This window comes from Paraburkholderia lebeckiae (assembly GCF_014201005.1).
GTDB lineage: Bacteria > Pseudomonadota > Gammaproteobacteria > Burkholderiales > Burkholderiaceae > Paraburkholderia > Paraburkholderia tuberum.
In genome coordinates this window covers 58,738-78,306 of sequence record NZ_JACHDK010000008.1, presented here as the reverse complement: position 1 = coordinate 78,306, position 19,569 = coordinate 58,738, and the positions used below count along the sequence as shown (strand labels likewise).

Sequence of the window (19,569 nt, the reverse complement as noted above, 5' to 3'; positions counted from 1 at the left end):
CGTGCCGCGCGTTCACAGCACCACCGGCACTTCGGTCGCGGGCGGCGTATTGCGGCTGCGCCGGCAACGGATCAGACCATCGATCATCACCATCCCCACACCCGGAATATCGCCGAGCTGCACGCTTTCGAGCAGCGTGTCGGCGGCCGTATGCTGCGCGCGGTCCATGAACACGAGATCGGCGGGACGGCCCACCTCGATCAGCCCCTGGCGCAGGTGGCGCTGCCGCGCGGTATTGCCGGTCGCGAAGCAGAACGCGATTTCGGCGGGGACGTCGGCGAGGCTCGAGATCAGCGCGATCATGCGCAGAATGCCGAGCGGTTGCACGCCGGAGCCGGCCGGGCTATCGGTGCCGAGAATGATCCGGTGTGGGCACTTCAGTTCGATCGCATGACGCGCGGTCAGCAACGCGATCCGCTCGTTGCCGTTGTGGACGATTTCGAGCGCGCGGCTCGACTGCTCGCACAAATCGCACACGTGCCGGTACGACAGCGACGTATGGCCCCCATTGACGTGGCCGATCACATCGGCATCGGCGGCGAGCACCACGTCCCGATCGATCAGGCCGGAGCCCGGAATCGACGGACCGCCCGTGTGAATCGTGCTCTGGATACCGTACTTGCGCGCCCACGCGACCATCTGTTGCGCTTCCTCGCCGCCCTTCACGCTGCCGAGGCCCACTTCGCCGAGCAGCTTTACGCCGGCCTCGGAAAGCTCCTTGAAGTCCTGCTCGACCATGCCCTTCTCGATCACGGGCGCGCCCGCCAGCACCTTGACGCCGCCACCGACGCCGGCCGCGCGCATGCCGTCGAACGAGCGCTGCGCGGTGATCGCGAGCGCCTTCACGCCGAGCACGTCTTTCGGACGGCCAGGCAAATGCACTTCGCCGGCCGAGATCATCGTCGTCACACCGCCGTTCAGATTCGACTCGATCCAGCCGAGCTGATTCTGGCGCGGCGTCCAGTCGCCGAACACCGGATGCACGTGCGAGTCGATCAGGCCGGGCGCGACCGTCGTTCCTTTGCAGTCGACCGTGGTGCGCGCGCCTTCGAGATCGCAGTCCTTCTCGCGGCCGACCGCGACGATCACGCCGTCATCGATCACCAGCGTGTCCGCGTCGAGAATGGGCTGATCGATATCGCCCGACAGCAGCAGCCCGATGTTCGTTACCGCGACCTTGCCCGACAAGCCTGTCAACGTCTCTGCCGCCATCTGCCTCTCCTTTCGCCGAGACTAACGGATGAATTCACATGCTCAGGTAAGCGCGCCTCACTGTTTCGTTCAGTGCGAGTTCGCCGATCGTGCCGCTGAACCGGATCTGCCCTTTTTCGAGCACATACGCGCGGTCGCTGACCAACTCGGCGAAGTGCAGATTCTGTTCGGATAACAGAATGGATAGCCCTTCGCGTTTCAGTTCGAGAATCATGTTCGCCATCTGCTCGACGATCACCGGCGCGACGCCTTCGGACGGTTCGTCGAGCAGCACCAGATACGGATTGCCCATTAGCGTGCGCGACACGGTCAGCATCTGCTGCTCGCCGCCGCTCATCTGGCCGCCGGGGCGCTTCGGCATTTCGCCGAGATTGGGAAACAGGCGGAACAGCTTGTCGGGGGTCCATTGCGGCGCGCCTTCGCGCGGCGGCTGGCGGCCCGTGTCGAGGTTCTCCATCACGGTCAGGTCCGCGAATACGCGGCGGTCCTCGGGCACAAAACCGACGCCCATGCGCGCGATCTTGTACGGCGCGAGCGCGCTGATGCTCTGGCCGCGAAACGTCACTTCACCGTGGCGGCGCGGCAGCAGTCCCATCACCGCTTTCATCGTCGTCGATTTGCCGGCGCCGTTGCGGCCCATCAGCGCGACCACCTCGCCACGGCCAACTTCGAGGCCGACGTCGAACAGGATGTGGGCGCGACCGTAGAACGCATTGAGGCCGGAGACTTTCAGCATCGGTTCGCTCATTGCAATGCTCCACGATCCCGCGCGCTGCCTGACGCGTCTTGCAGTGGCGCGTGCGGCCGGAACGTCTTGCCGGTGCCGAAATAGACCTCCTGCACGCGCGCGTCGTTGCGGATCGTGTCGGCGTCGCCCTCGGCGATCAGCTTGCCGCGCGCGAGCACGATCATCCGGTCGGCGTACGCGAATACGACGTCCATGCTGTGTTCGGTGAACAGCACGCCGATCTCGTGTTCGGTCACCAGACGCTTGGTCAACGCCATCAATTCGTTGCGCTCCTTCGGCGCCATGCCGGCGGTCGGTTCGTCCATCAACAGCAGCTTTGGTCGGTTCGCGAGCGCGATCGCAAGCTCGACGCGCTTCACGTCGCCATACGCGAGCACGCCGCATGCACGCTTCGCGTGCGCGCCCATGCCGACCTGTTCGAGCAGCGCGAACGCTTCGTCGGCATGGTGCGAGCTCGCTGGCTTCCAGAGGCCGAAGGTCTTTTTCTCGCGCGACACCAACGCCACCTGCACGTTTTCAAGCACCGTCATCGAGTTGAACGTCGCGGCGATCTGGAACGTGCGGCCGACGCCGCGCCGCCAGATATCGCGCGGCCGCATGCCGACGAGTTCGTGACCGTCGAGCAGAATCGAACCCGACGACGGCTGCAACTGGCCGTTGACCATGTTGAAACACGTCGATTTGCCCGCGCCGTTGGGACCGAGCAGCGCCAGCAGTTGACCGGCTTCGAGCTCGAATGAAACGTTATCGACCGCCTTCAGTCCTCCGAACGATCTCGACAGACCGCTTACGCGCAGCAGGCTCATAGCCCCTCCTTGACCGCGGCGGCCCGTTGCGACGGCGACGCGGCGCCGCCGTTGGTCTTGTCGGCCTGATCGCCGTTCGCGTCGCCGAAACGCTCGCGAATGAAGCCGACGATACCCTGCGGAAACGCGATCACCAGCAGCAGGATCGCGAAGCCTAGCAGCGCCTGCCAGTAGTCGGTCTGTCGCGCAACCGTATCCTGCAGCCACGTGAACACGGCCGCGCCGACGATCGGCCCGCTCAACGTCTGCAAGCCGCCGAGCAACACCATCACGAGGCCATCGACCGAGCGGCTCACGCTGATCACTTCGGGCGAGATGTTGCCCTTCGAAAACGCGTACAGCGATCCGGCGAGTCCGCAGAACAGCGCCGCGATCACGAATGACGCCCATTGCACCCGCTTCACGTCGATCCCGATCGCCTCGGCGCGCAGCGCGGAATCTCGCGACGCGCGCATCGCATAGCCGAGCGGCGAGAACAGCATGCGGCGCAGCAGCCACACGCCGAGCACCGCGCACGCTAACGTCAGGTAGTAGAACGCAACCGGCGACGACAGCCAGTTCGACGGCCAGAGGCCTAGCACGCCGTTGCTGCCGCCGGTCACGTCGTCCCACTGGAACACGACCGACCAGACGATCTGCGCGAATGCGAGCGTCAGCATCGCCAGATAGACACCGGACAGGCGCACGCAGAACCAGCCGAACACGAGCGCGCCCACCACCGCGAGCAGTGGCCCGAGCAGCAACGCGGCTTCCATCGGCAGATTCAGCACTTTGAGAAACAGCGCCGCGCCGTAAGCGCCAAGTCCAAAGTACGCGGCATGGCCAAACGAATGCAGACCGCCCGGCCCCATGATGAAATGCAAACTCGTCGCGAACAGCACCGCGATCAGGATTTCAACGAGCAGCACCGGCATGTACGGAAACGCGTTGGCCGCGAGCGGCGCCAGAACCAGCACCAGCAACACGAAGGCGGCCAGCCCCTTCAGACGCCTGCCTGCCGGACGCAATGGCGTTTCCGGCGTACCCATCGCGCGCACCGCGGCGCTCGCGCGGCCGAGCAGACCCCAGGGCCGCACCACCAGCACGACTGCCATCACGACGAATTCGGCCACCAGCGTGAAGCGGCTCAGCGATAAACCGATGCCGAAGATCGTCACGTGCCCGATACCGATGCACAGCGCCTTGATCTCGGCGATCAGCAACGCCGCGACAAACGCGCCCGGAATCGAGCCCATGCCACCGACCACGACGACCACGAACGCATTGCCGATCGTCTCGAGGTCGAGCGACAGGTTCGCCGACATGCGCGGCCCTTGCAGCGCGCCGCCGAGTCCCGCGAGAAACGCGCCGACGAAGAACACGCCGGTAAACAGCCACGCCTGATTGATGCCGAGCGCGCCGAGCATCTCGCGATCCTGCGTCGCGGCGCGCACGAGCGTGCCCCAACGCGTGCGCGTCAACGCATACCAGAGCAGCAACAATACGACCGGACCGATCACGATCAGCGCGATGTCGTACGTGGGCAGCGGATGGCCGAGAAAGTCGACCGCGCCCGCGAGATGCGGCGCGCGCGGGCCGAACAGATCGTCGGGGCCCCAAAGCCATAGTGCGGCGTCGCGAAAGATCAGCACGAGCGCAAAGGTGGCGAGCAGATGGAATAACTCCGGCGCCTGATAGATCCGCCGCAACACGACGATTTCGACGAGCGCGCCCAACACCGCGACCGCGAGCGCGGCGGCGAGCACCGACAGCCAGAAGCCGCCCGCCGTGTGGCCAAAGCGGCTCGCGATGCTATACGCGACGTAAATGCCGAACATATAGAACGAGCCGTGCGCAAAGTTGACGATGCGCGTCACGCCGAAGATCAACGACAAACCGGCGGCGACCAGAAACAGCGTCGACGCGTCGGCGAGTCCATTGACCAGTTGTACCAGCAGATTCGAAAGCATCGAGACCCTCGGCAGCTCGCCGAACGGCGCGTGCGCAACATGCGCAGCGGCCCGATCGGCGGACGTTGCAGCGCGGGCGGCACCATGCGCGCCCGCGTCAACGGCAGGACACTACCAGCGAAACAACCCGCAAAACAAGCGACGGCAATCAGGCGGCTGAAAAAAACGATCGCTCAGCGCAGGCCGTCCTCGCCTTTGATCTCGTTCGCCTGCAAGCCGCCGATGCGCGGCAGCGGCCGGCCCGACGCGGTCACCGCGACCGCCACGACGATTTCGTTCGCGCGCGGCGCATCGGCCACGCGCGCCTCGATCGCGTCGAAATGGCTGCGCACGTAGGCGGCGTCCTTGTGGCCGAGCGGCACGTCGATCGCGGTGCCGAGCGTGCCGATCTTCTTCGCCGACGGCACCAGCGCCGCGCCCTTCTCGACCGCCGCGCGCAGCGGCGCGCCGAGCTTCGGATGCAGGATCGCGGCCGCATGTTCGAGCTCGCCCGCCTCGCCGACGATCGCCGCCTTGCCGTAGCTTTGCGCCGCCCCGGGCGCGATGCCCAACGCCTCGACGCAGCGCTTGCCGAGCAGCGCGCCGAGTTCCTCGCCGGCTTCGATCAGCGCGTCGAGCTTCGCCTCATAGCGGCCCGCATACGGATTATCGATTACCGCGATCGCGACCGCGCGGCGCGCGGGCGGCTCGACGGCCTGGCCCATTTCGATGCGTGTTTCGTCGACCTGCACGACCAGCTTGCGAAGCCTGATTGCCATTTGCGCTCTCCGAGTTTCGTTGCCTTCCTGTATGGTTGCCGCGCGCCGCTTCAGCGCAAGCCATCCTTGCCGACGATCGCCTCTTTCGCGAGGCCGCCCACCCGCGCATGCACGCGCTGCCCCGTGCTCATCGCGAGGATGTAGACGATCTCGTCGGCGGCGGGCGCGCCGGGCACGCGTACTTCGATCGCATCGAAGTGGCTGCGCACGTAGCTCGCGTTCACATGCGTGAGCGGCACGTCGAGCGCGGTGGACGGCGCGCCGACCTTCTTCGTCGACGGCACGATCGCGTTGGTCGGCACGCCGTGCTTTTCGAGCAGCTCGCGCATCGCGTAGCCGCCGGGCACATGCCATAGCGCGCCATGCTCGAGTTCCCCGCGCGCGCCGACGATCGCGCCCTTCCCATAGCTTTCGATCGACGCATGCGGCACCGCCATCGCCGTCAGCAGCCGTTGCGCCATCTCGAAGCCGAGCGGCTTCAGCGCTTCCATCGCGGGTTCTATTTTCGGCTCGTAACGGCCCGCGAACGGATTCGTCATCACCGCGGCGATCGCGCCTCGTCTGAGCGGCTGCGCGGGCGCGGGGCCGAACTCGTGGAAGATGTCTTCGACGTGCGTCAGCACGCGGCGTATTTCGAACACGGAGCCTCCGTTGTCAGTGAAGCGCGCGTGGTGGACAACGCGCGTGAATCGTCGATACCGGTGACCCGCGCCCGTCCTTGCAGGAACAGCGCGGCGCCTTCGATCAAACCCTGGTCGCGCAACCGCTTCGCGACATCGACGCCGCGCGCGAGCGCGAAATCGATCAGCGGCTGCGGCAGACGCGGCACGTCGACGGTTACCAGCAGATCGCCGAGATCGCTATCGTCCTTCAGCGACGACGCCGGACGCCGCACGATTCCCGCATGGTCGAGATCGACCGAGTTCGCGATCATCGTCGCGGCGGCGTCGGCGCTAGCGGCATCGCGCGCGAGCACGGTCACGCTGTCGGCGATGCCGAGACTGAAGCTGCGGCCGCGCCAGCCGCTCGTCGCGACGCCGCGAATCGGTTGCCGAGCGTCGAGCGTCAGATGCGCGTCGAGCGCAGGGTCGTGCGCGAAATGCGTGCCCGAAATTTGCGCGAGGTCCGCCAACACGCCCACGCGATACTGCTGCCCCGCCGCGAGTTGCAGCGCGATGTCGCCGCCGTTGTTGATGAAGGCGCGCGCGATGCCGTCGCGCGCGAACGCGGCGATCAGTTCGTCGGCGACGCTGCCCGCGACTGCCGCCATCGGCGTGATGAAGCTTGAACGATGCGGATGACACGCGCGCCACATACGCGTCGCGACCGGCCCTCGAAGCGGGCACTCATGTAATGCCGACACAGCCTGCACTGGTTGCCGAAGCACGTTCAATTCGCGGACCAGCTCCTCCAGCACAGGACTGAAGCGCTCCCAGCATGCGTCATATGCGGCACGCACCGCGTCGGGCTCGCCGTCGGCGCCGAGAATCAGGTCGATCGGCCCGTGCTGCCAATGCCAGCGGTGTTCGTCGAGACGGGTTCGGGTGGGGGTCATCGCGTGATTTTTGGGTCAAGGCGCTTAACCGGGCATTGCAGGCGGCCACGGATTGTCCGGATCGCGAGCCAGCGTCCGCCGCGCGAGCGGCGCGCCTTCCGTATGCGTCGGCCCACTCGCTAGCACGCTCTGCAACGAGCGCACCGCATCGACGTGGCCGCCGAGATCGCGGTACGTGTCGTACGTCATCGTGAATTCGATCGGCGCGACGAGCGCCGGTGTCGGCACCGTGCCGAACGAGCGGTCCGGCATGCGCGTCACGTCGACCATCACGGTGATGCCGCCGCCCGGCCACACATAAGCCGGCGCGCCGCCGCACGTGACGTTGACGAGCTTGCGCTTGATCGCGCGCGTGAGCAGCACCGGATTCTCGGTCGCGCCGGCGCGCAGACTGCCGCCCGCGCCGCCGAGAAACAGCACCGTCGCGAGCGACGGCTCGCAGTTCTCGCCGATCCGCTCGACCGTGCGGCGCACCGCGTCGGGCATCGGCGCGATGCGCGGCACGAGCTGTGCGTCGAGTTCGTACCATTGCGCGTGTTCGCCGGTCGTCGAGACCATCAGCACGCGCATGCCCGGCTTCGCGACCGACGGATCGAATCCTTCGACGATCGCGAGCGGGTCCTGAATGTCGGTGCCCCCCCAACCGGTGCCAGGATTGGCAACCTGGAAATAGCGGCCCGGCGTCGATTTGCGGCCGCGTATCTTGAGTCCCGAGCGCGTCATGCCGAGGCAGCGGCCCGCCTGGTGCTCGGTCAGCACCCCCGTAATGTGATCGTCGACGACCACCACCTCATCGACGTGGCCGAACCATTGCTTCGCGAAGATACCGATCGTCGCGGAGCCGCAGCCGACGCGCATGCGCTGCTCCTCGACACCGTCGACGATCGGCGCGACGCCGGCGCGAATCACGAGACTCGCGCCGCCGTCGATACTCAGCTCGACCGCCTCCTTGTTGCCGAGCGCGAGCATCATGTCGCAGGTCACGCGGCCTTCTTTCTTGCTGCCGCCGGTCAGATGATGGACGCCGCCGAGGCTCAGCATCTGCGAGCCGTATTCGGCCGTGCTCACGTGACCGACGATCTCGCCGTCGCAGCGCACGTTGGCCTGTTCGGGGCCGAGAAAGCGGTCGGTGTCGATCTTCACCTTGAAGCTGCAATAGCTGAAGATGCCTTCGGTGACGACGGTGACCATGTCGACGTCGTCGAGCTTCGATGCGACGATGAACGGCGCGGGCTTGTAGTCAGGATAGGTCGAGGAGGCACCGACGCCGGTGACGAAGAGGGCCGGTTCGACGGTGCTTTGGTCGGCGGCGGGGGAAGTGCCGAATTCAATCGCCGCGTTTGCCTGGTCGGCGTCGGCATCATCGGTACGCGACAGAAACACCACCGGATCGACGCGTATCAACCGCCCGTCCGCATTCGCATAACGATCGCACGCGCCGGTGCGCCCTTCCGAGATCTGGCACAACACCGGACACGCATTGCATTCGATCTTGTTCGCGGCCATGCGCTCGCTGCGCGGCGCCGACTTTTCGAGCACGGTCGGCCCCGGCGTCGACGCGGTATCGCGATCGACACTGTCTGCACCGAAATCGACCTTCGTGTGTTCTGTCATCGTGGGGTTCCGTACGACATCACAGGCGCGACATGGCTGGGGGTGCTGCGCGGTGCGCGAATCGTCCCGGTTTCAGGGCACTTCCGCGTGGGCCGCCCATTTTCATGTTGCGGTCACTCACCGTTCATGTAGTATCTTCTACACCAAACTCGATTGAAATCTACTCGATCAAAATCGACTGTGCAACGTGTTTTCCGTCACGCGGGATCATGGTGCAATGCGGCATCGGCGTGCCGAGTCTGCGCGCCCGCCGTTCAAACCTACGCTGACAAAGAGATCCGAGACCGTCATGAGCCCCACCGCCGCCCGCAAGCCGGGCGCCATCGGTATCCGCGCGAAACAGGCGCAGGACACGCGCGCCAAGATCCTCAAGGCGGCCATCAGGGTGTTCGCGAAGCAGGGTTATGCGAGCGGCCGCATCGAAAGTATTTCGAAGGCTGCGCGTTCGCACGACCGGATGATCTATTACTACTTCGGCAGCAAGGAGCAGTTGTTCATCGAAGTGCTGGAAACGATCTACACGCAGTTCAACGAAGCGGAAAGCAAACTCGATCTCGATCTGCGCGATCCGGTGCACGGCCTCGAACAGATGGTCGAGTTCGTCTGGCAGTACTACCTCGATCACCCGGAGTTCGTCACGTTGCTGTCGAGCGAAAACCTGCACCAGGGCAAGCATGCGAAAAAATCGCTGAAGCTCAAGGAGATTTCGGGCTACGCGATTTCGGTCGTGCAGAAGCTATTGGACGCGGGTCGCGCGCAGCACGTGTTTCGCGCCGATATCGAGGCACGCGACGTGTATCTGATGATCGCGTCGCTCGGCTATTTCTATAACGCCAATCAGCACACGCTCGGCGCGTTTCTCGGCGAGCCGCTGATGGACAAGGCGGCGCTCGCGCATTGGCGCGAGGTGATCAAGGAAACGGTGTTGCGCGCGGTGTGCGTGCAGGTGCCGGTGAGCGTTGTAGCGACGACTACCGTATAAAAAAATATCGGCGCCCGCCGAATTCGCGAAGGAATGCCGTGCGCATTCCTTCGATACCAATCCTGAACGGCGCGCATTCCTCCACAACGGTAACAGGCGTTTTCGTTTTGCGGCTTCCGTTTGCTGCGGTTTTTGTGGCTTGAGGCTTCACTGCGCTGACGTTCTTAACGTCCGGCTTTTGCACATCTGCAGCGTGGTTCCGTTTTCCCCACGAATCGGCCCACTGTAAAGGACGGATTTGAATAACCACACACTATGATTTTGACCGTTCGCCGCCCCATCCTGACCTGTCGCGGCCGGTCGGAATGCACGAACTGAAATGGCCGGCCGCTACCGCAACCCTTCCTACCGCCAGTACCTGCCGCAGGAACTGCTCGATGAACTGCGCGCGGTGTCGAAGGCGACCCACCGTCGGGTGCAGCAGATCGCGCGGGTGGCCGTGCAGCGTTTCCCGCGTGAGCTGCGGAGTCCGTCGTGAGCACGCCTGCCCTCACCTTCGACCTGATCCTGCGCGATGCGCAGGGCCAGTTGCGCGTGCTCAGTCTTTACGACTTCGCCGCCGCGGCCGCCGCATCATCCTCGCGGAACAGCTTGTCGGCGAGGTGAAACGCGGAGTTAGCCGCCGGCACGCCGCAGTAGATCGCGGTCTGCAGCAGCACTTCCTTGATCTGCTCGCGCGTCACGCCGTTGTTTTTGGCAGCGCGCAGATGCAGCGCGAGTTCTTCGCTGCGATTGAGCGCAACCATCATCGCGATCGTCAGCAGGCTGCGCGTATGACGCGGCAGACCTTCACGCATCCAGATTTCGCCCCATGCATAACGCGTGATCAGGTTCTGGAACTCCTCGGTCAGCTCGGTGCGGTTCGCGAGCGAACGGTCGACGTGCGCGTTGCCCAGCACCGCGCGACGCACCCCCATTCCGGCTTCGTAACGGTCTTCGTCGTTCATTTTGCCTCCGTCAGGAAGTCGAGCACGGACTTCGTGAACTCGCCGACCTTTTCGATGTTGGAAATATGCGAGGCGTCGAGTTCGACGTAGCGCGCGCCCGGAATCGCCTGGGCGAGTTCGCGGCCTTGCGCGGCCGTGGCAGCCAGATCGTGCGTGCCGCTGATCACCAGCGTCGGCAGCTTGATACCCGGCGCTTCGGGGCGCAGATCGGCTGCGTCGATCGCGTCGCAGTTCGATGCGTAGCCTTCCTTGTCGGTATGCACGAACACGTCGCGGATCATCGCCAGCACGACCGGCTCGCGCTCAATGAAGTCGGCCGTGAACCAGCGCGGCAGCACCGCGTCGGCGAGCGCGAACATGCCTTCGCTGCGCGCCTTCGCGGCACGCGGCACCCACACTTCCGGCGAGCCGATGCGCGCGGCGGTGTTGCTCAGCACGATGCGCGCGAAGCGGTCGCCATGACGCGCGGCGAGTGCGACGCCGGTCAGGCCGCCCATCGATATGCCGCAGAAATTCGCGCGCGCGATCTTCAGCGTATCCATCAGGCCGAGCACGTCGCCGCTCAGCTGCTCGATCGTGTACGGACCCTTCGGCGCTTCCGAATGACCGTGGCCGCGTGTGTCGTAGCGCAGCACGCGGAAGTGCTTCGACAACGCCGCGACCTGCGGCGTCCACATGGACATATCGCAGCCGAGCGAATTCGACAGTACGAGCCACGGCGCGTGGCCGTGACGATCGCCGTCGATGCGATAGTGAAGCTCGGTGCCGTTGACAGCGGCGTAGGGCATGCCGGTTACTCCTTGGAATGGGCGCGCTGCGCGCGCGTGGTGTGAAGCGCCAGCGCGGCGTCGACATATGCGTGCGCCTGGCCGACGTATTGAGCGGGATCGAGCAACTGCTTCAGGCGCTCGAGCGAAAGATGTTCGGTGACGGCAGAGTCGGCGGCGAGCACGTCATACAGCGTCTTGCCGTCGCGGATCGCCGCCTTCGACGCGCGCTCGACCAGATGATGCGCGTCGAGCCGGCCGACGGAATCGCCGAGCGCGAGCATCACCGCTTCGCCGAGGATCAGGCCGCGGGTGACGTCGAGATTCGCGGCGAGGCGCGGTACGTTCACGCTCAAGCCGGACGCGATCTGTTCGATGTTCGCGAGCGCGCCGCCCGCGATGCGCGCGAGATCCGGCAGCGCGTCCCATTCGGCCTGCCAACCTCCGAGCGCGCGTTCGTGCTCCTGCACCATGCCGGCGAACACGGTCGCCACGAGGCCGGGCGCGCGCGTCGCGGCCGTCAGCACCGCCGCGCAACCTACCGGGTTGCGCTTGTGCGGCATCGTCGACGATCCGCCCTTGCCGGCCGCGGCCGGTTCGGCGAGTTCGTCGATTTCGGTTTGCATCTGCAGCGACACGTCGCGCGCGATCTTGCCGAGCGTGCCGATCAGCATGCCGAACAGCGACGCCGTCTCGGCGATGCGATCGCGCTGCGTGTGCCACGGCAAGGTCGGCACCGCGAGGCCGAGTTCCTTGGCGAGCGACTGCGTGACCTGCGGCGCCGCCTCGCGCAGACTCGCGAGGGTGCCGGCCGCGCCGCCGAATTGCAGCACCAGCACACGTTCGCGCAACGCATCGAGCCGCTCGCGATGACGCAACAGCGCGTCGAGCCATTGCGCGAACTTCAGACCCAGCGTAATCGGCAGCGCCTGTTGCAGCCACGTGCGGCCGATCATTGGTGTCGCGCGATGGGTGGCCGCGAGTTTCGCGACCGCGTCGCAGGTGGCTTGCAGGCCGCTGTCGAGCAGGTCGAAGGTGTCGCGCAGTTGCAGTACCGTCGCGGTGTCGATGATGTCCTGGCTCGTCGCGCCCCAATGCACGTATTTGCCAGCTTCGGCATCGGCGGCTTTGACGCGTGCAGTCAGTTGCTTGACGAGCGGAATCGCGAGGTTACCGCCGAGCGCGGCGTCGCGTGCGAGCGCATCGGCGTCGAGCCGGTCGGCCTGGCAGGCCGCTTCGATCGCGGGGACGGCGGCTTCGGGAATGACTTTGTGCGCGGCAGAGGCACGCGCGAGCGCGGCTTCGACGTCGAGCATCCGCTGCAGCGTGGCACGCGGCGCCCAGATGTCGTTCATCGGCTGTGTGCCGCAAAGAAGGCCAGTCAGACGGGCGCTGGAGTCGAGCATGGTGACGACGATGTTTGAGGGAATCGGAAGCGAAGAAGCGGCACGGCGCGCGGCGGTTCGAAGCAGACGCCGTGGCGGAGCAAGCACTCGTGCCGCGCTCGTGCCGTGCGTATGACGCGGTATGTGCTGCGTATTGTGCGCCAAACGTGGTCAGCCCGTCGCTGAAGTTGCCAGGCCAGCGCTGACGAGGAGTTTGCCCCGACAGCGCTGACCCGTTCGCGCAATGCTGCTTTCAGACGAGACGCCATCGACGCGGCCGCAAAGCAGACCGCCGCCGCGACGCCTCAGCCAACCATCAGGCCGCGCGCGCGGCCTGCGTGCCGTCGGTCATCGGCACACCGGTCAGCTTCAGCAGTTCGTCGAAGCCGATGTCCGTGAAAATCTCGCGCACGACGAGGCCTTCCTTCGTGACGTCGATCATTGCGAGGTCCGTATAGATACGGGTCACGCAACCGATACCGGTGACCGGGTACGAGCACTCGGCGGTGATCTTGCTCTCGCCCTGCTTGGTCAGGTGCTCCATCATCACGTAGACCTGCTTCGCGCCGATCGCGAGGTCCATCGCGCCACCGACCGCCGGAATCGCGTCGGGTGCGCCGGTGTGCCAGTTCGCGAGATCGCCCTTCGCCGACACCTGGAACGCGCCGAGCACGCAGAAATCCAGATGGCCGCCCCGCATCATCGCGAACGAATCCGCGTGATGGAAGTAGGCGCCGCCCGTCAGCAGCGTGACGTGCTGCTTGCCGGCGTTGATCAGTTCGTCGTCTTCCTGGCCCTTCGCCGGTGCCGGGCCCATGCCGAGCAGACCGTTTTCGCTGTGCAGGAAGATTTCCTTGTCTGCGGCGAGGTGATTCGCCACCAGCGTCGGTACGCCGATGCCGAGGTTCACGTAAGCGCCTTCAGGGATGTCCTGGGCAACGCGCTTGGCCATTTCATCGCGGGTCAGTTTCTTCATGTCGGTCTCCGGGTCAGGCAGCAGCGTCGTGAGGATTGGGCGTGGGGGCATGCGCCGCTTGCGGCACCGCGATCACGCGTTGCACGAAAATGCCGGGCGTGACGATTTCTTCCGGATCGAGGCCGCCGAGCGGCACCACTTCCGACACCTGCACGATCGCGGTCTTCGCGGCGCTCGCCATGATCGGCCCGAAGTTACGCGCGGTCTTGCGATAGATCAGGTTGCCCCAGCGATCGCCCTTGTACGCCTTGATCAGCGCGAAGTCCGCGTGCAGCGGCGCTTCGAGAACGTAGTGACGGCCGTCGATCAGGCGCGTTTCCTTGCCTTCGGCGAGCTTGGTGCCGTACGCGGTCGGCGTGAAGAAGCCGCCGATGCCCGCCCCCGCCGCGCGGATGCGCTCGGCGAGGTTGCCTTGCGGCACGAGTTCGAGTTCGATTTCGCCGGCGCGATAGAGCGCGTCGAACACATACGAGTCGGTCTGACGCGGGAACGAGCAGATGATCTTGCGTACGCGCTTGGCCTTCAGCAGCGCCGCGAGGCCGATATCGCCGTTACCTGCATTGTTGTTGACGATGGTGAGCTCGCGCGCGCCCTGCTCGATCAGCGCGTCGATCAACTCGGACGGCATGCCGGCCGTGCCGAAGCCGCCGATCATGACGGTCGCGCCGTCGTGGACATCGGCGACCGCCGATTGAAGTGTCTCGAAAATCTTGTTGATCATGTCGAATTTCCTTTGGGGGCGCTACGTGCCGCTGGGCTGACAGCCGTAACCGGCAAAGCACGCGCGGAAACAGTCTCCGGGCATGCTGGCGACGGCTCGCGAGGGGAGAGCGGGCTGGCGCCTTCGATTGATTCGCCGCTGAATTTGTTCGTTGCGTGAACAGTGATTCGTTTAGCGAACGACTCGGCGATTATGGTTGTCCGGTGGGCCGATTGTCAAGGCAGGGAAACCCCCTTCATCATAGGTCGCCGCGCGCGGCGGCGAAGGTCCGGGATGCCGTCGTCCTGCACTCGCCCTGCGCGCGAAAATGCCGGCCGCGCAAAATCCCACTATCCTTATGGGCGATTTTTCAACTAGGCTCTATAACGATTCGGCATAAGCGTTACCGTGCCCCACCCGCCCTGCGAGTCATAAGCATGTCCGAGACACATCTGGATCTGAACCTGATCCCCTATCTGGTCGCGATGGAAGATACGCGCAACGTGAGCCGCGCCGCCGAGCAGCTCGGCGTGAGCCAGCCGCGCGTGAGCACCGCGCTGGGGCGCCTGCGCGAATACTTCGACGATCCGCTGTTCGTGCGCACGTCGAAAGGCATGGAGCCGACACCGCGAGCGCTCGCAATCCTGCCCGCCGCGCGCGACGCGTTGCTGCGCATCGAGAAAGGCATGCTCGACGTGCAGGATTTCGATCCGGCGACGAGCACGCACACGTTTTCGATCGCGCTGTCCGACGTCGGCGAAATCGTGTTTCTGCCGCGTCTTTTGCAGCTGTTCGCCGAGCGCGCGCCGTCCGCGAATCTGCGCTCGGTCACGCTGTCGCCGTCGCAAGTGGAACGCGGGCTCGAATCGGGCGATGTCGATCTCGCCGTCGGGTATTTTCCGGACCTGGCGGGCAACAACTTCTTTCAGCAGCGGCTCTTCACGCATCGCTTCATCTGCCTGATGCGCAGCGGACATCCGCTGTCGAAGGGACCGCTCACGCTCGAGCAATACGTGGCGTCCGGGCATGCGGTCGTGCGCGCCGAGGGACGCAGCCAGGAAGTGCTCGAGCAGTACCTCGAAAAGAAACGCATCAGACGGCGGGCGGTGCTCGAAACGCCGCACTTCATGAGCCTGCCTTTCATCCTCGCGCGCACCGATCTGCTCGCGACCGTGCCGCACGCGATCGGCTTCGCGTACGTGTCGGAGCATGCGTCGATCATGCTCGTCGAGCCGCCGCTGCCGTTGCCGCGCTTCGATCTGCGGCAGCACTGGCATCGCAAGTTTCATAACGATCCACGCCTCGGCTGGCTGCGCGGCGTGGTCGCCGAACTGTTCAACGATGCGATGGACGAATGGCCGAAGTAGCCGTGCGCAGCACGCCCGCGACTGCCCCGGCCGCGAAAGGGGCATCGGCACCTTCAGCGCAAAACATGGAACAATGACCTCAGTTACTGACCCCGCGCGTCGCGCAGCGTCGACGCGCGATCCAGGAGGACGACGCATGACCAGCAGCAAGGCAAAAAAAACCAAACCCGTAGCGGCCGCCGAACGCCCGAGCCGCGAAGAAGCCGAGGCAGCCGTGCGCGTGCTGCTGCGCTGGGCCGGCGACGATCCGCAGCGCGAGGGCCTGATCGACACGCCGGCACGCGTGACGCGCGCTTACGAGGAGTTCTTCGTCGGCTATCAGATCGATCCGCGCGACATCCTCGCGCGTACCTTCTCCGAAGTGGACGGCTACGACGAAATGATCGTGCTGAAGGACATCCGCTTCGAAAGCTATTGCGAGCACCATATGGTGCCGATCATCGGACGCGCGCACGTCGCGTATCTGCCGAATCATCGCGTGGTCGGCATTTCGAAGCTCGCGCGTCTTGTCGATGCGTTCGCGAAACGGCTGCAGATTCAGGAAAAGATGACGGTGCAGATCGCCGATACGCTGAACGACGTGCTGCAGCCGGCCGGCGTGGGCGTGATTCTCGAAGCCGCGCATCAGTGCATGTCGACGCGTGGCGTGCACAAGGCGGGCGTCACGATGGTCACGTCGCGCATGCTCGGCACGTTCCGCACCGATCCGTCGACACGGCGGGAGTTTCTGGCGATCGTCGGGAATCCGGGCGTGATGGCGGTGCCGAATACCTGATGAGGTGGACCCGGGGACTGCTTGTGGTTCGTTGACGAGGCACCCCCCGCCCCTGCGAATCCAGAGTGCGCGCCCGCGCGTACTCTCTTCAAGCGCGCCGGCCACGTTGCGGTAGGCACGCGGGGTTGACAGTTAGTTGCGTATTGGCGATTGAGGCCGATGTTCGACACCGGCCGTCCACGCATGCCAGCCCAACAGCAGCAACAGGAGCGCCTCAATTGGTCGAGTTTCCGTTGTCGGCGGTTTCAACCTGGGGCAGCACTATCGTGTTCGTCAACGTCCTGCTGACGCGCCTCGGCGTACCGATTCCGGCCGTGCCGATGCTGCTGTTCGCGGGCTCGGCGATCGCCGCGGGCACCCTGGCGTTCTGGCCGACCCTCGGCGCGGCGGTGCTCGGCGCATTGATCGGCGACGGCACCTGGTTCGCGGCGGGCCGGCTGTATGGACGCAAACTGCTCGCGTGGCTCGGCCGCTTGTCGCCCGCCGTCGATACGAGGCTGGAAACCGCGCGCGCGCTATTCGAACGCTATGGCGTGCCGCTGGTGTCGATTTCGAAGTTCGTGCCCGGCTTCGGCCTGATCACGCCGCCGCTAATGGGCACGACCGCCGTCGACATCCGCATCTACGCACTATGGGATCTGGCGAGCGTGATCGCGTGGGCGACGTTCTGGCTGCTCGGCGGCGCGGCCGTGGAACGCGAGGTGCATATGCTGCGCGCGTTCGTCGAGCAGCGCGGCGGCACAATCGCCGACATTCTTCTTGCGGTGGCGCTCGTCTATCTGCTCTACCGGCTGTATCTGCGATATTACGAACGGCGCCGGTTCACGCGCGCCACGTCGGCCAAAGCCGCGCCGACGCAGGCCTCATCGGCGAGTGCCGCCGCGTCGAGGATCCCGTGGCGCTGGCGGCGCTCCGGCCGCCTGAGCCGCATGGCGCCGTCCCGCGTGCTCGATGCGCGGCCCGGCGCTCCGCTGCTCGATCTGCAACGCCAGATTCCCGACGCGCGCGCGCTCGATCCGCATTCGCCTGAGCAGATCGACGGCGCGCTGCGCACGCACGACATGGTCATCTATTGCATCTGCCCGGACAGCGCGACCGCGCTCGAAGTCTCGCAACATATGCGCAACAATGGCTACACGCGGATTCGCGCACTGCGCGGCGGGCTCGATGCATGGCAGCGGCGTGGCTTCCCGGTGGGCTTGCTGGCTTACGCGGATGGTTCGGCCGCCAATCGGCCGCGCCCGGCGTTGTGGGACGAAACACCTGCGGCGGTGACGTTGCGCGGCTTCGCGCCGCGCAGTGCGGAGCGCGCCTGAATCGCGCCGCATCGCGACAATCTGCGCCGACGAAGCGCCCGCGCACGCGAATGAACACCTGGCGTTAAAGCGCCGCCCCAGTGCGCGACGCCCCCTGCGTCGCCGAATACTCGTCCCACTGCGCCGACCGGGTGCGATTGCGCCCTTCGTTCTTCGCCACATACAACTGTCCGTCAGCGGCGGCCAGCAGCTCGAGTCCGTTCGCGAAATCCGTGGCGCTCGGCAGCGCCGTTGCGCAGCCGACGCTCACCGTCACCGCCTGCGGCGCATCGTGTCCGCGCACGATGACCTGGTTTTCCACCTTGCGACGAATCTGCTCCGCGACCGCGAACGCGCCCTGCGCGGTCGTATCCGGCAGCACCACCGCGAACTCTTCGCCGCCGTAGCGCGCGACCAGATCGGCCGAGCGCCGCGCCACGGACGCGATGCAATCAGCCACCGCGACCAATACCTCGTCGCCGCTCTCATGGCCGTAGGTATCGTTGAAACGCTTGAAGTGATCAATATCGATGAACAGCACCGACAACGGCTTGTTCTCGCGTCGCGCCCGCTTCCATTCGTCGTCGAGCCGCTTGTCGAGCACGCGGCGATTGTTGAGCCCGGTCAGCGGATCGGTCGCGGCAAGACGCAGCAGCGCGGCCTGCGCGCGCTGTTTGTCGCGCAGCGCGAACGCGAGCAGCCACGACACGAGCACGAACACCGAGCCGAACGAGATGGTCAGCGCGGCGGCCAAGTGACTGCGACGCTGCCACGGCGCGAGCACATCATCGACAGCGGGCGCGACGGCCACGATCAGCGGCGTGCCCGGTACGCGCGTGTAGGTGAAGATGCGACGCACACCGTCGACCGGCGAGACCGATACGTAGCTGCCGGAGCCGTGCACCGTCATCGGTGCGAAGGTCGGCGACTTTGCGACGCTGGTGCCGATAGCGCTCGCGTCGATCGGCTTGCGCGCGAGCAGCGTGCCGTCCGCCATCACGATGAAAACCGAGCCCTGCTCGCCGGTGTCGATCCGGTCCAGCAGGTGCTGGAAGTACTCGATGCGGATCGCGAGCAGCGCGATGCCGGCAAAGCGGCCTTGCGCATCGTCGATGCGCCGCGTCAGCGCGATCGACAGCTTGCCGCCACGCAGCCGCGACATGAATGGATGCGAGAAATACAGGCCCGCCGCCGGATTGCGCTGCTGCACCTGAAAGTATTCGCGATCGTCGAGATGGACGGTGGTGTTGGCGTCGGCGTACTGCGCGGCGGCCACTTCACCGTCGGCGCCGACTACATATGCACCGCCGAGAAAGGCGGCGGTGGTCGCGCGATCGAATAGCATCGCCTGGCGAACCGGGACCGGCAGCGTCCAGGTGAGCGGATCGCCCGCGGCATCCACCATCGATTGCAGCGACAGACTATAGATTTCGACGTTGCGCGCGAGATCGGCGGAAATGATCGACACGAGGTTTTGCGACGTCTGGCGCGCATGATCGAGCATTTCGCGGCGGCCTTCGCCGACCTCCACAGCCGTCAGGATCGACATCGCCAACGCGACGAGCGTGCCGGCGACGCCGGCCACCCACGGGCGGTTGCCCACATAGCGGGTCATCCCGGCTCGAACGGCGCGCAACGTCAGGCGCAGCCGATGACGCAGCGAAAGCCCATGCGGTGCCACGCTCCTCGCCTCCTTCGCGGACTATTCTTTCGGACCGCAGCGCGGTGCGCCG

Annotated in this window: 19 protein-coding genes; 5 read left to right on the top strand and 14 right to left on the bottom strand. The window is 65.6% G+C overall.

Going from position 1 to position 19,569, the window contains the following annotated elements; translation table 11 throughout:
• Positions 1-12: 12 nt before the first annotated feature.
• From HDG39_RS17050 to HDG39_RS17015, 8 genes are all read right to left on the bottom strand, one after another.
• Positions 13-1,212 (bottom strand): amidohydrolase family protein, encoded by a 1,200-nt coding sequence (locus HDG39_RS17050; protein WP_184007085.1) that lies wholly within the window; start codon positions 1,210-1,212, stop codon positions 13-15.
• A 34-nt stretch (positions 1,213-1,246) separates the two neighbouring features.
• Positions 1,247-1,960, bottom strand: a complete 714-nt coding sequence (locus HDG39_RS17045) for an ABC transporter ATP-binding protein (protein ID WP_184007084.1) — start codon at positions 1,958-1,960, stop codon at positions 1,247-1,249.
• The gene (locus HDG39_RS17040) at positions 1,957-2,766 is read right to left on the bottom strand and encodes an ABC transporter ATP-binding protein (RefSeq protein WP_184007083.1); all 810 of its coding nucleotides are present in this window, start codon (positions 2,764-2,766) and stop codon (positions 1,957-1,959) included. Before HDG39_RS17040 ends, HDG39_RS17045 begins: the two co-directional genes overlap by 4 nt.
• Positions 2,763-4,715, bottom strand: coding sequence for an ABC transporter permease (locus tag HDG39_RS17035; RefSeq protein ID WP_184007082.1), 1,953 nt, complete (start codon positions 4,713-4,715; stop codon positions 2,763-2,765). The genes HDG39_RS17040 and HDG39_RS17035 overlap by 4 nt, the downstream gene beginning before the upstream one ends.
• Positions 4,716-4,888: 173 nt before the next feature.
• Positions 4,889-5,473, bottom strand: a complete 585-nt coding sequence (locus HDG39_RS17030) for an amino acid synthesis family protein (protein ID WP_184007081.1) — start codon at positions 5,471-5,473, stop codon at positions 4,889-4,891.
• Between the two features lie 50 nt (positions 5,474-5,523).
• Positions 5,524-6,114: an amino acid synthesis family protein gene (locus HDG39_RS17025; RefSeq protein ID WP_184007080.1), complete on the bottom strand. Its 591-nt coding sequence runs from the start codon at positions 6,112-6,114 to the stop codon at positions 5,524-5,526.
• On the bottom strand, positions 6,090-7,028 hold the full coding sequence (locus HDG39_RS17020; RefSeq protein WP_184007079.1) for a UPF0280 family protein: 939 nt from the start codon (positions 7,026-7,028) through the stop codon (positions 6,090-6,092). The genes HDG39_RS17025 and HDG39_RS17020 overlap by 25 nt, the downstream gene beginning before the upstream one ends.
• Positions 7,029-7,052: 24 nt before the next feature.
• Positions 7,053-8,642 carry a 6-hydroxynicotinate reductase gene (locus tag HDG39_RS17015; RefSeq protein WP_184007078.1) on the bottom strand — a complete coding sequence of 530 codons (1,590 nt, stop codon included), beginning with the start codon at positions 8,640-8,642 and terminating at the stop codon, positions 7,053-7,055.
• A 289-nt stretch (positions 8,643-8,931) separates the two neighbouring features.
• Here HDG39_RS17015 and HDG39_RS17010 point away from each other — a divergent pair, with 289 nt between their 5' ends.
• Both HDG39_RS17010 and HDG39_RS17005 read left to right on the top strand, forming a co-directional pair.
• Positions 8,932-9,624 carry a TetR family transcriptional regulator gene (locus HDG39_RS17010; protein WP_184007077.1) on the top strand — a complete coding sequence of 231 codons (693 nt, stop codon included), beginning with the start codon at positions 8,932-8,934 and terminating at the stop codon, positions 9,622-9,624.
• 319 nt (positions 9,625-9,943) lie between these two features.
• Positions 9,944-10,102 (top strand): hypothetical protein, encoded by a 159-nt coding sequence (locus tag HDG39_RS17005; protein ID WP_184007076.1) that lies wholly within the window; start codon positions 9,944-9,946, stop codon positions 10,100-10,102.
• 67 nt (positions 10,103-10,169) lie between these two features.
• Here HDG39_RS17005 and pcaC read toward each other — a convergent pair whose 3' ends face one another.
• The 5 genes from pcaC to HDG39_RS16980 form a co-directional block, all read right to left on the bottom strand.
• Positions 10,170-10,571: a 4-carboxymuconolactone decarboxylase gene (gene pcaC / locus HDG39_RS17000; protein ID WP_184007075.1), complete on the bottom strand. Its 402-nt coding sequence runs from the start codon at positions 10,569-10,571 to the stop codon at positions 10,170-10,172.
• Positions 10,568-11,359, bottom strand: coding sequence for a 3-oxoadipate enol-lactonase (gene pcaD / locus HDG39_RS16995; RefSeq protein WP_184007074.1), 792 nt, complete (start codon positions 11,357-11,359; stop codon positions 10,568-10,570). The genes pcaC and pcaD overlap by 4 nt, the downstream gene beginning before the upstream one ends.
• Before the next feature lie 5 nt (positions 11,360-11,364).
• Positions 11,365-12,744, bottom strand: a complete 1,380-nt coding sequence (locus tag HDG39_RS16990) for a 3-carboxy-cis,cis-muconate cycloisomerase (protein ID WP_184007073.1) — start codon at positions 12,742-12,744, stop codon at positions 11,365-11,367.
• A gap of 295 nt (positions 12,745-13,039) precedes the next feature.
• A complete protein-coding gene (locus HDG39_RS16985; protein WP_018423570.1) occupies positions 13,040-13,699 on the bottom strand; it encodes a 3-oxoacid CoA-transferase subunit B in 660 nt (219 codons plus the stop codon).
• 13 nt (positions 13,700-13,712) lie between these two features.
• Positions 13,713-14,420: a 3-oxoacid CoA-transferase subunit A gene (locus tag HDG39_RS16980; RefSeq protein WP_018423571.1), complete on the bottom strand. Its 708-nt coding sequence runs from the start codon at positions 14,418-14,420 to the stop codon at positions 13,713-13,715.
• Between the two features lie 416 nt (positions 14,421-14,836).
• On the opposite strand from HDG39_RS16980, the gene HDG39_RS16975 reads away from it, so the two are divergent.
• The 3 genes from HDG39_RS16975 to HDG39_RS16965 all read left to right on the top strand — a co-directional run bounded on the left by HDG39_RS16975 (position 14,837) and on the right by HDG39_RS16965 (position 17,857).
• Entirely contained in the window at positions 14,837-15,766 is a 930-nt protein-coding gene (locus HDG39_RS16975; protein WP_018423572.1) for a LysR family transcriptional regulator, read from the top strand.
• A 136-nt stretch (positions 15,767-15,902) separates the two neighbouring features.
• Positions 15,903-16,541, top strand: a complete 639-nt coding sequence (gene folE / locus HDG39_RS16970) for a GTP cyclohydrolase I FolE (protein ID WP_184007072.1) — start codon at positions 15,903-15,905, stop codon at positions 16,539-16,541.
• A 218-nt stretch (positions 16,542-16,759) separates the two neighbouring features.
• Positions 16,760-17,857 carry a VTT domain-containing protein gene (locus tag HDG39_RS16965; protein ID WP_184007071.1) on the top strand — a complete coding sequence of 366 codons (1,098 nt, stop codon included), beginning with the start codon at positions 16,760-16,762 and terminating at the stop codon, positions 17,855-17,857.
• Positions 17,858-17,921: 64 nt separating this feature from the next.
• Here the strand turns inward: HDG39_RS16965 and HDG39_RS16960 are convergent, their stop codons facing one another.
• Positions 17,922-19,451, bottom strand: a complete 1,530-nt coding sequence (locus HDG39_RS16960) for a sensor domain-containing diguanylate cyclase (RefSeq protein WP_260327999.1) — start codon at positions 19,449-19,451, stop codon at positions 17,922-17,924.
• Between the last annotated feature and the right edge of the window lie 118 nt (positions 19,452-19,569).

What these genes read in the sequence shown, in the direction of transcription:
- HDG39_RS17050 (WP_184007085.1), bottom strand. Translation starts at nt 1,212, where the DNA reads ATGGCGGCAGAGACGTTGACAGGCTTGTCGGGCAAGGTCGCGGTAACG.
- HDG39_RS17045 (WP_184007084.1), bottom strand. Translation starts at nt 1,960, where the DNA reads ATGAGCGAACCGATGCTGAAAGTCTCCGGCCTCAATGCGTTCTACGGT.
- HDG39_RS17040 (WP_184007083.1), bottom strand. Translation starts at nt 2,766, where the DNA reads ATGAGCCTGCTGCGCGTAAGCGGTCTGTCGAGATCGTTCGGAGGACTG.
- HDG39_RS17035 (WP_184007082.1), bottom strand. Translation starts at nt 4,715, where the DNA reads ATGCTTTCGAATCTGCTGGTACAACTGGTCAATGGACTCGCCGACGCG.
- HDG39_RS17030 (WP_184007081.1), bottom strand. Translation starts at nt 5,473, where the DNA reads ATGGCAATCAGGCTTCGCAAGCTGGTCGTGCAGGTCGACGAAACACGC.
- HDG39_RS17020 (WP_184007079.1), bottom strand. Translation starts at nt 7,028, where the DNA reads ATGACCCCCACCCGAACCCGTCTCGACGAACACCGCTGGCATTGGCAG.
- HDG39_RS17015 (WP_184007078.1), bottom strand. Translation starts at nt 8,642, where the DNA reads ATGACAGAACACACGAAGGTCGATTTCGGTGCAGACAGTGTCGATCGC.
- HDG39_RS17010 (WP_184007077.1), top strand. Translation starts at nt 8,932, where the DNA reads ATGAGCCCCACCGCCGCCCGCAAGCCGGGCGCCATCGGTATCCGCGCG.
- HDG39_RS17005 (WP_184007076.1), top strand. Translation starts at nt 9,944, where the DNA reads ATGGCCGGCCGCTACCGCAACCCTTCCTACCGCCAGTACCTGCCGCAG.
- pcaC (WP_184007075.1), bottom strand. Translation starts at nt 10,571, where the DNA reads ATGAACGACGAAGACCGTTACGAAGCCGGAATGGGGGTGCGTCGCGCG.
- pcaD (WP_184007074.1), bottom strand. Translation starts at nt 11,359, where the DNA reads ATGCCCTACGCCGCTGTCAACGGCACCGAGCTTCACTATCGCATCGAC.
- HDG39_RS16990 (WP_184007073.1), bottom strand. Translation starts at nt 12,744, where the DNA reads ATGCTCGACTCCAGCGCCCGTCTGACTGGCCTTCTTTGCGGCACACAG.
- HDG39_RS16985 (WP_018423570.1), bottom strand. Translation starts at nt 13,699, where the DNA reads ATGAAGAAACTGACCCGCGATGAAATGGCCAAGCGCGTTGCCCAGGAC.
- HDG39_RS16980 (WP_018423571.1), bottom strand. Translation starts at nt 14,420, where the DNA reads ATGATCAACAAGATTTTCGAGACACTTCAATCGGCGGTCGCCGATGTC.
- HDG39_RS16975 (WP_018423572.1), top strand. Translation starts at nt 14,837, where the DNA reads ATGTCCGAGACACATCTGGATCTGAACCTGATCCCCTATCTGGTCGCG.
- folE (WP_184007072.1), top strand. Translation starts at nt 15,903, where the DNA reads ATGACCAGCAGCAAGGCAAAAAAAACCAAACCCGTAGCGGCCGCCGAA.
- HDG39_RS16960 (WP_260327999.1), bottom strand. Translation starts at nt 19,451, where the DNA reads ATGACCCGCTATGTGGGCAACCGCCCGTGGGTGGCCGGCGTCGCCGGC.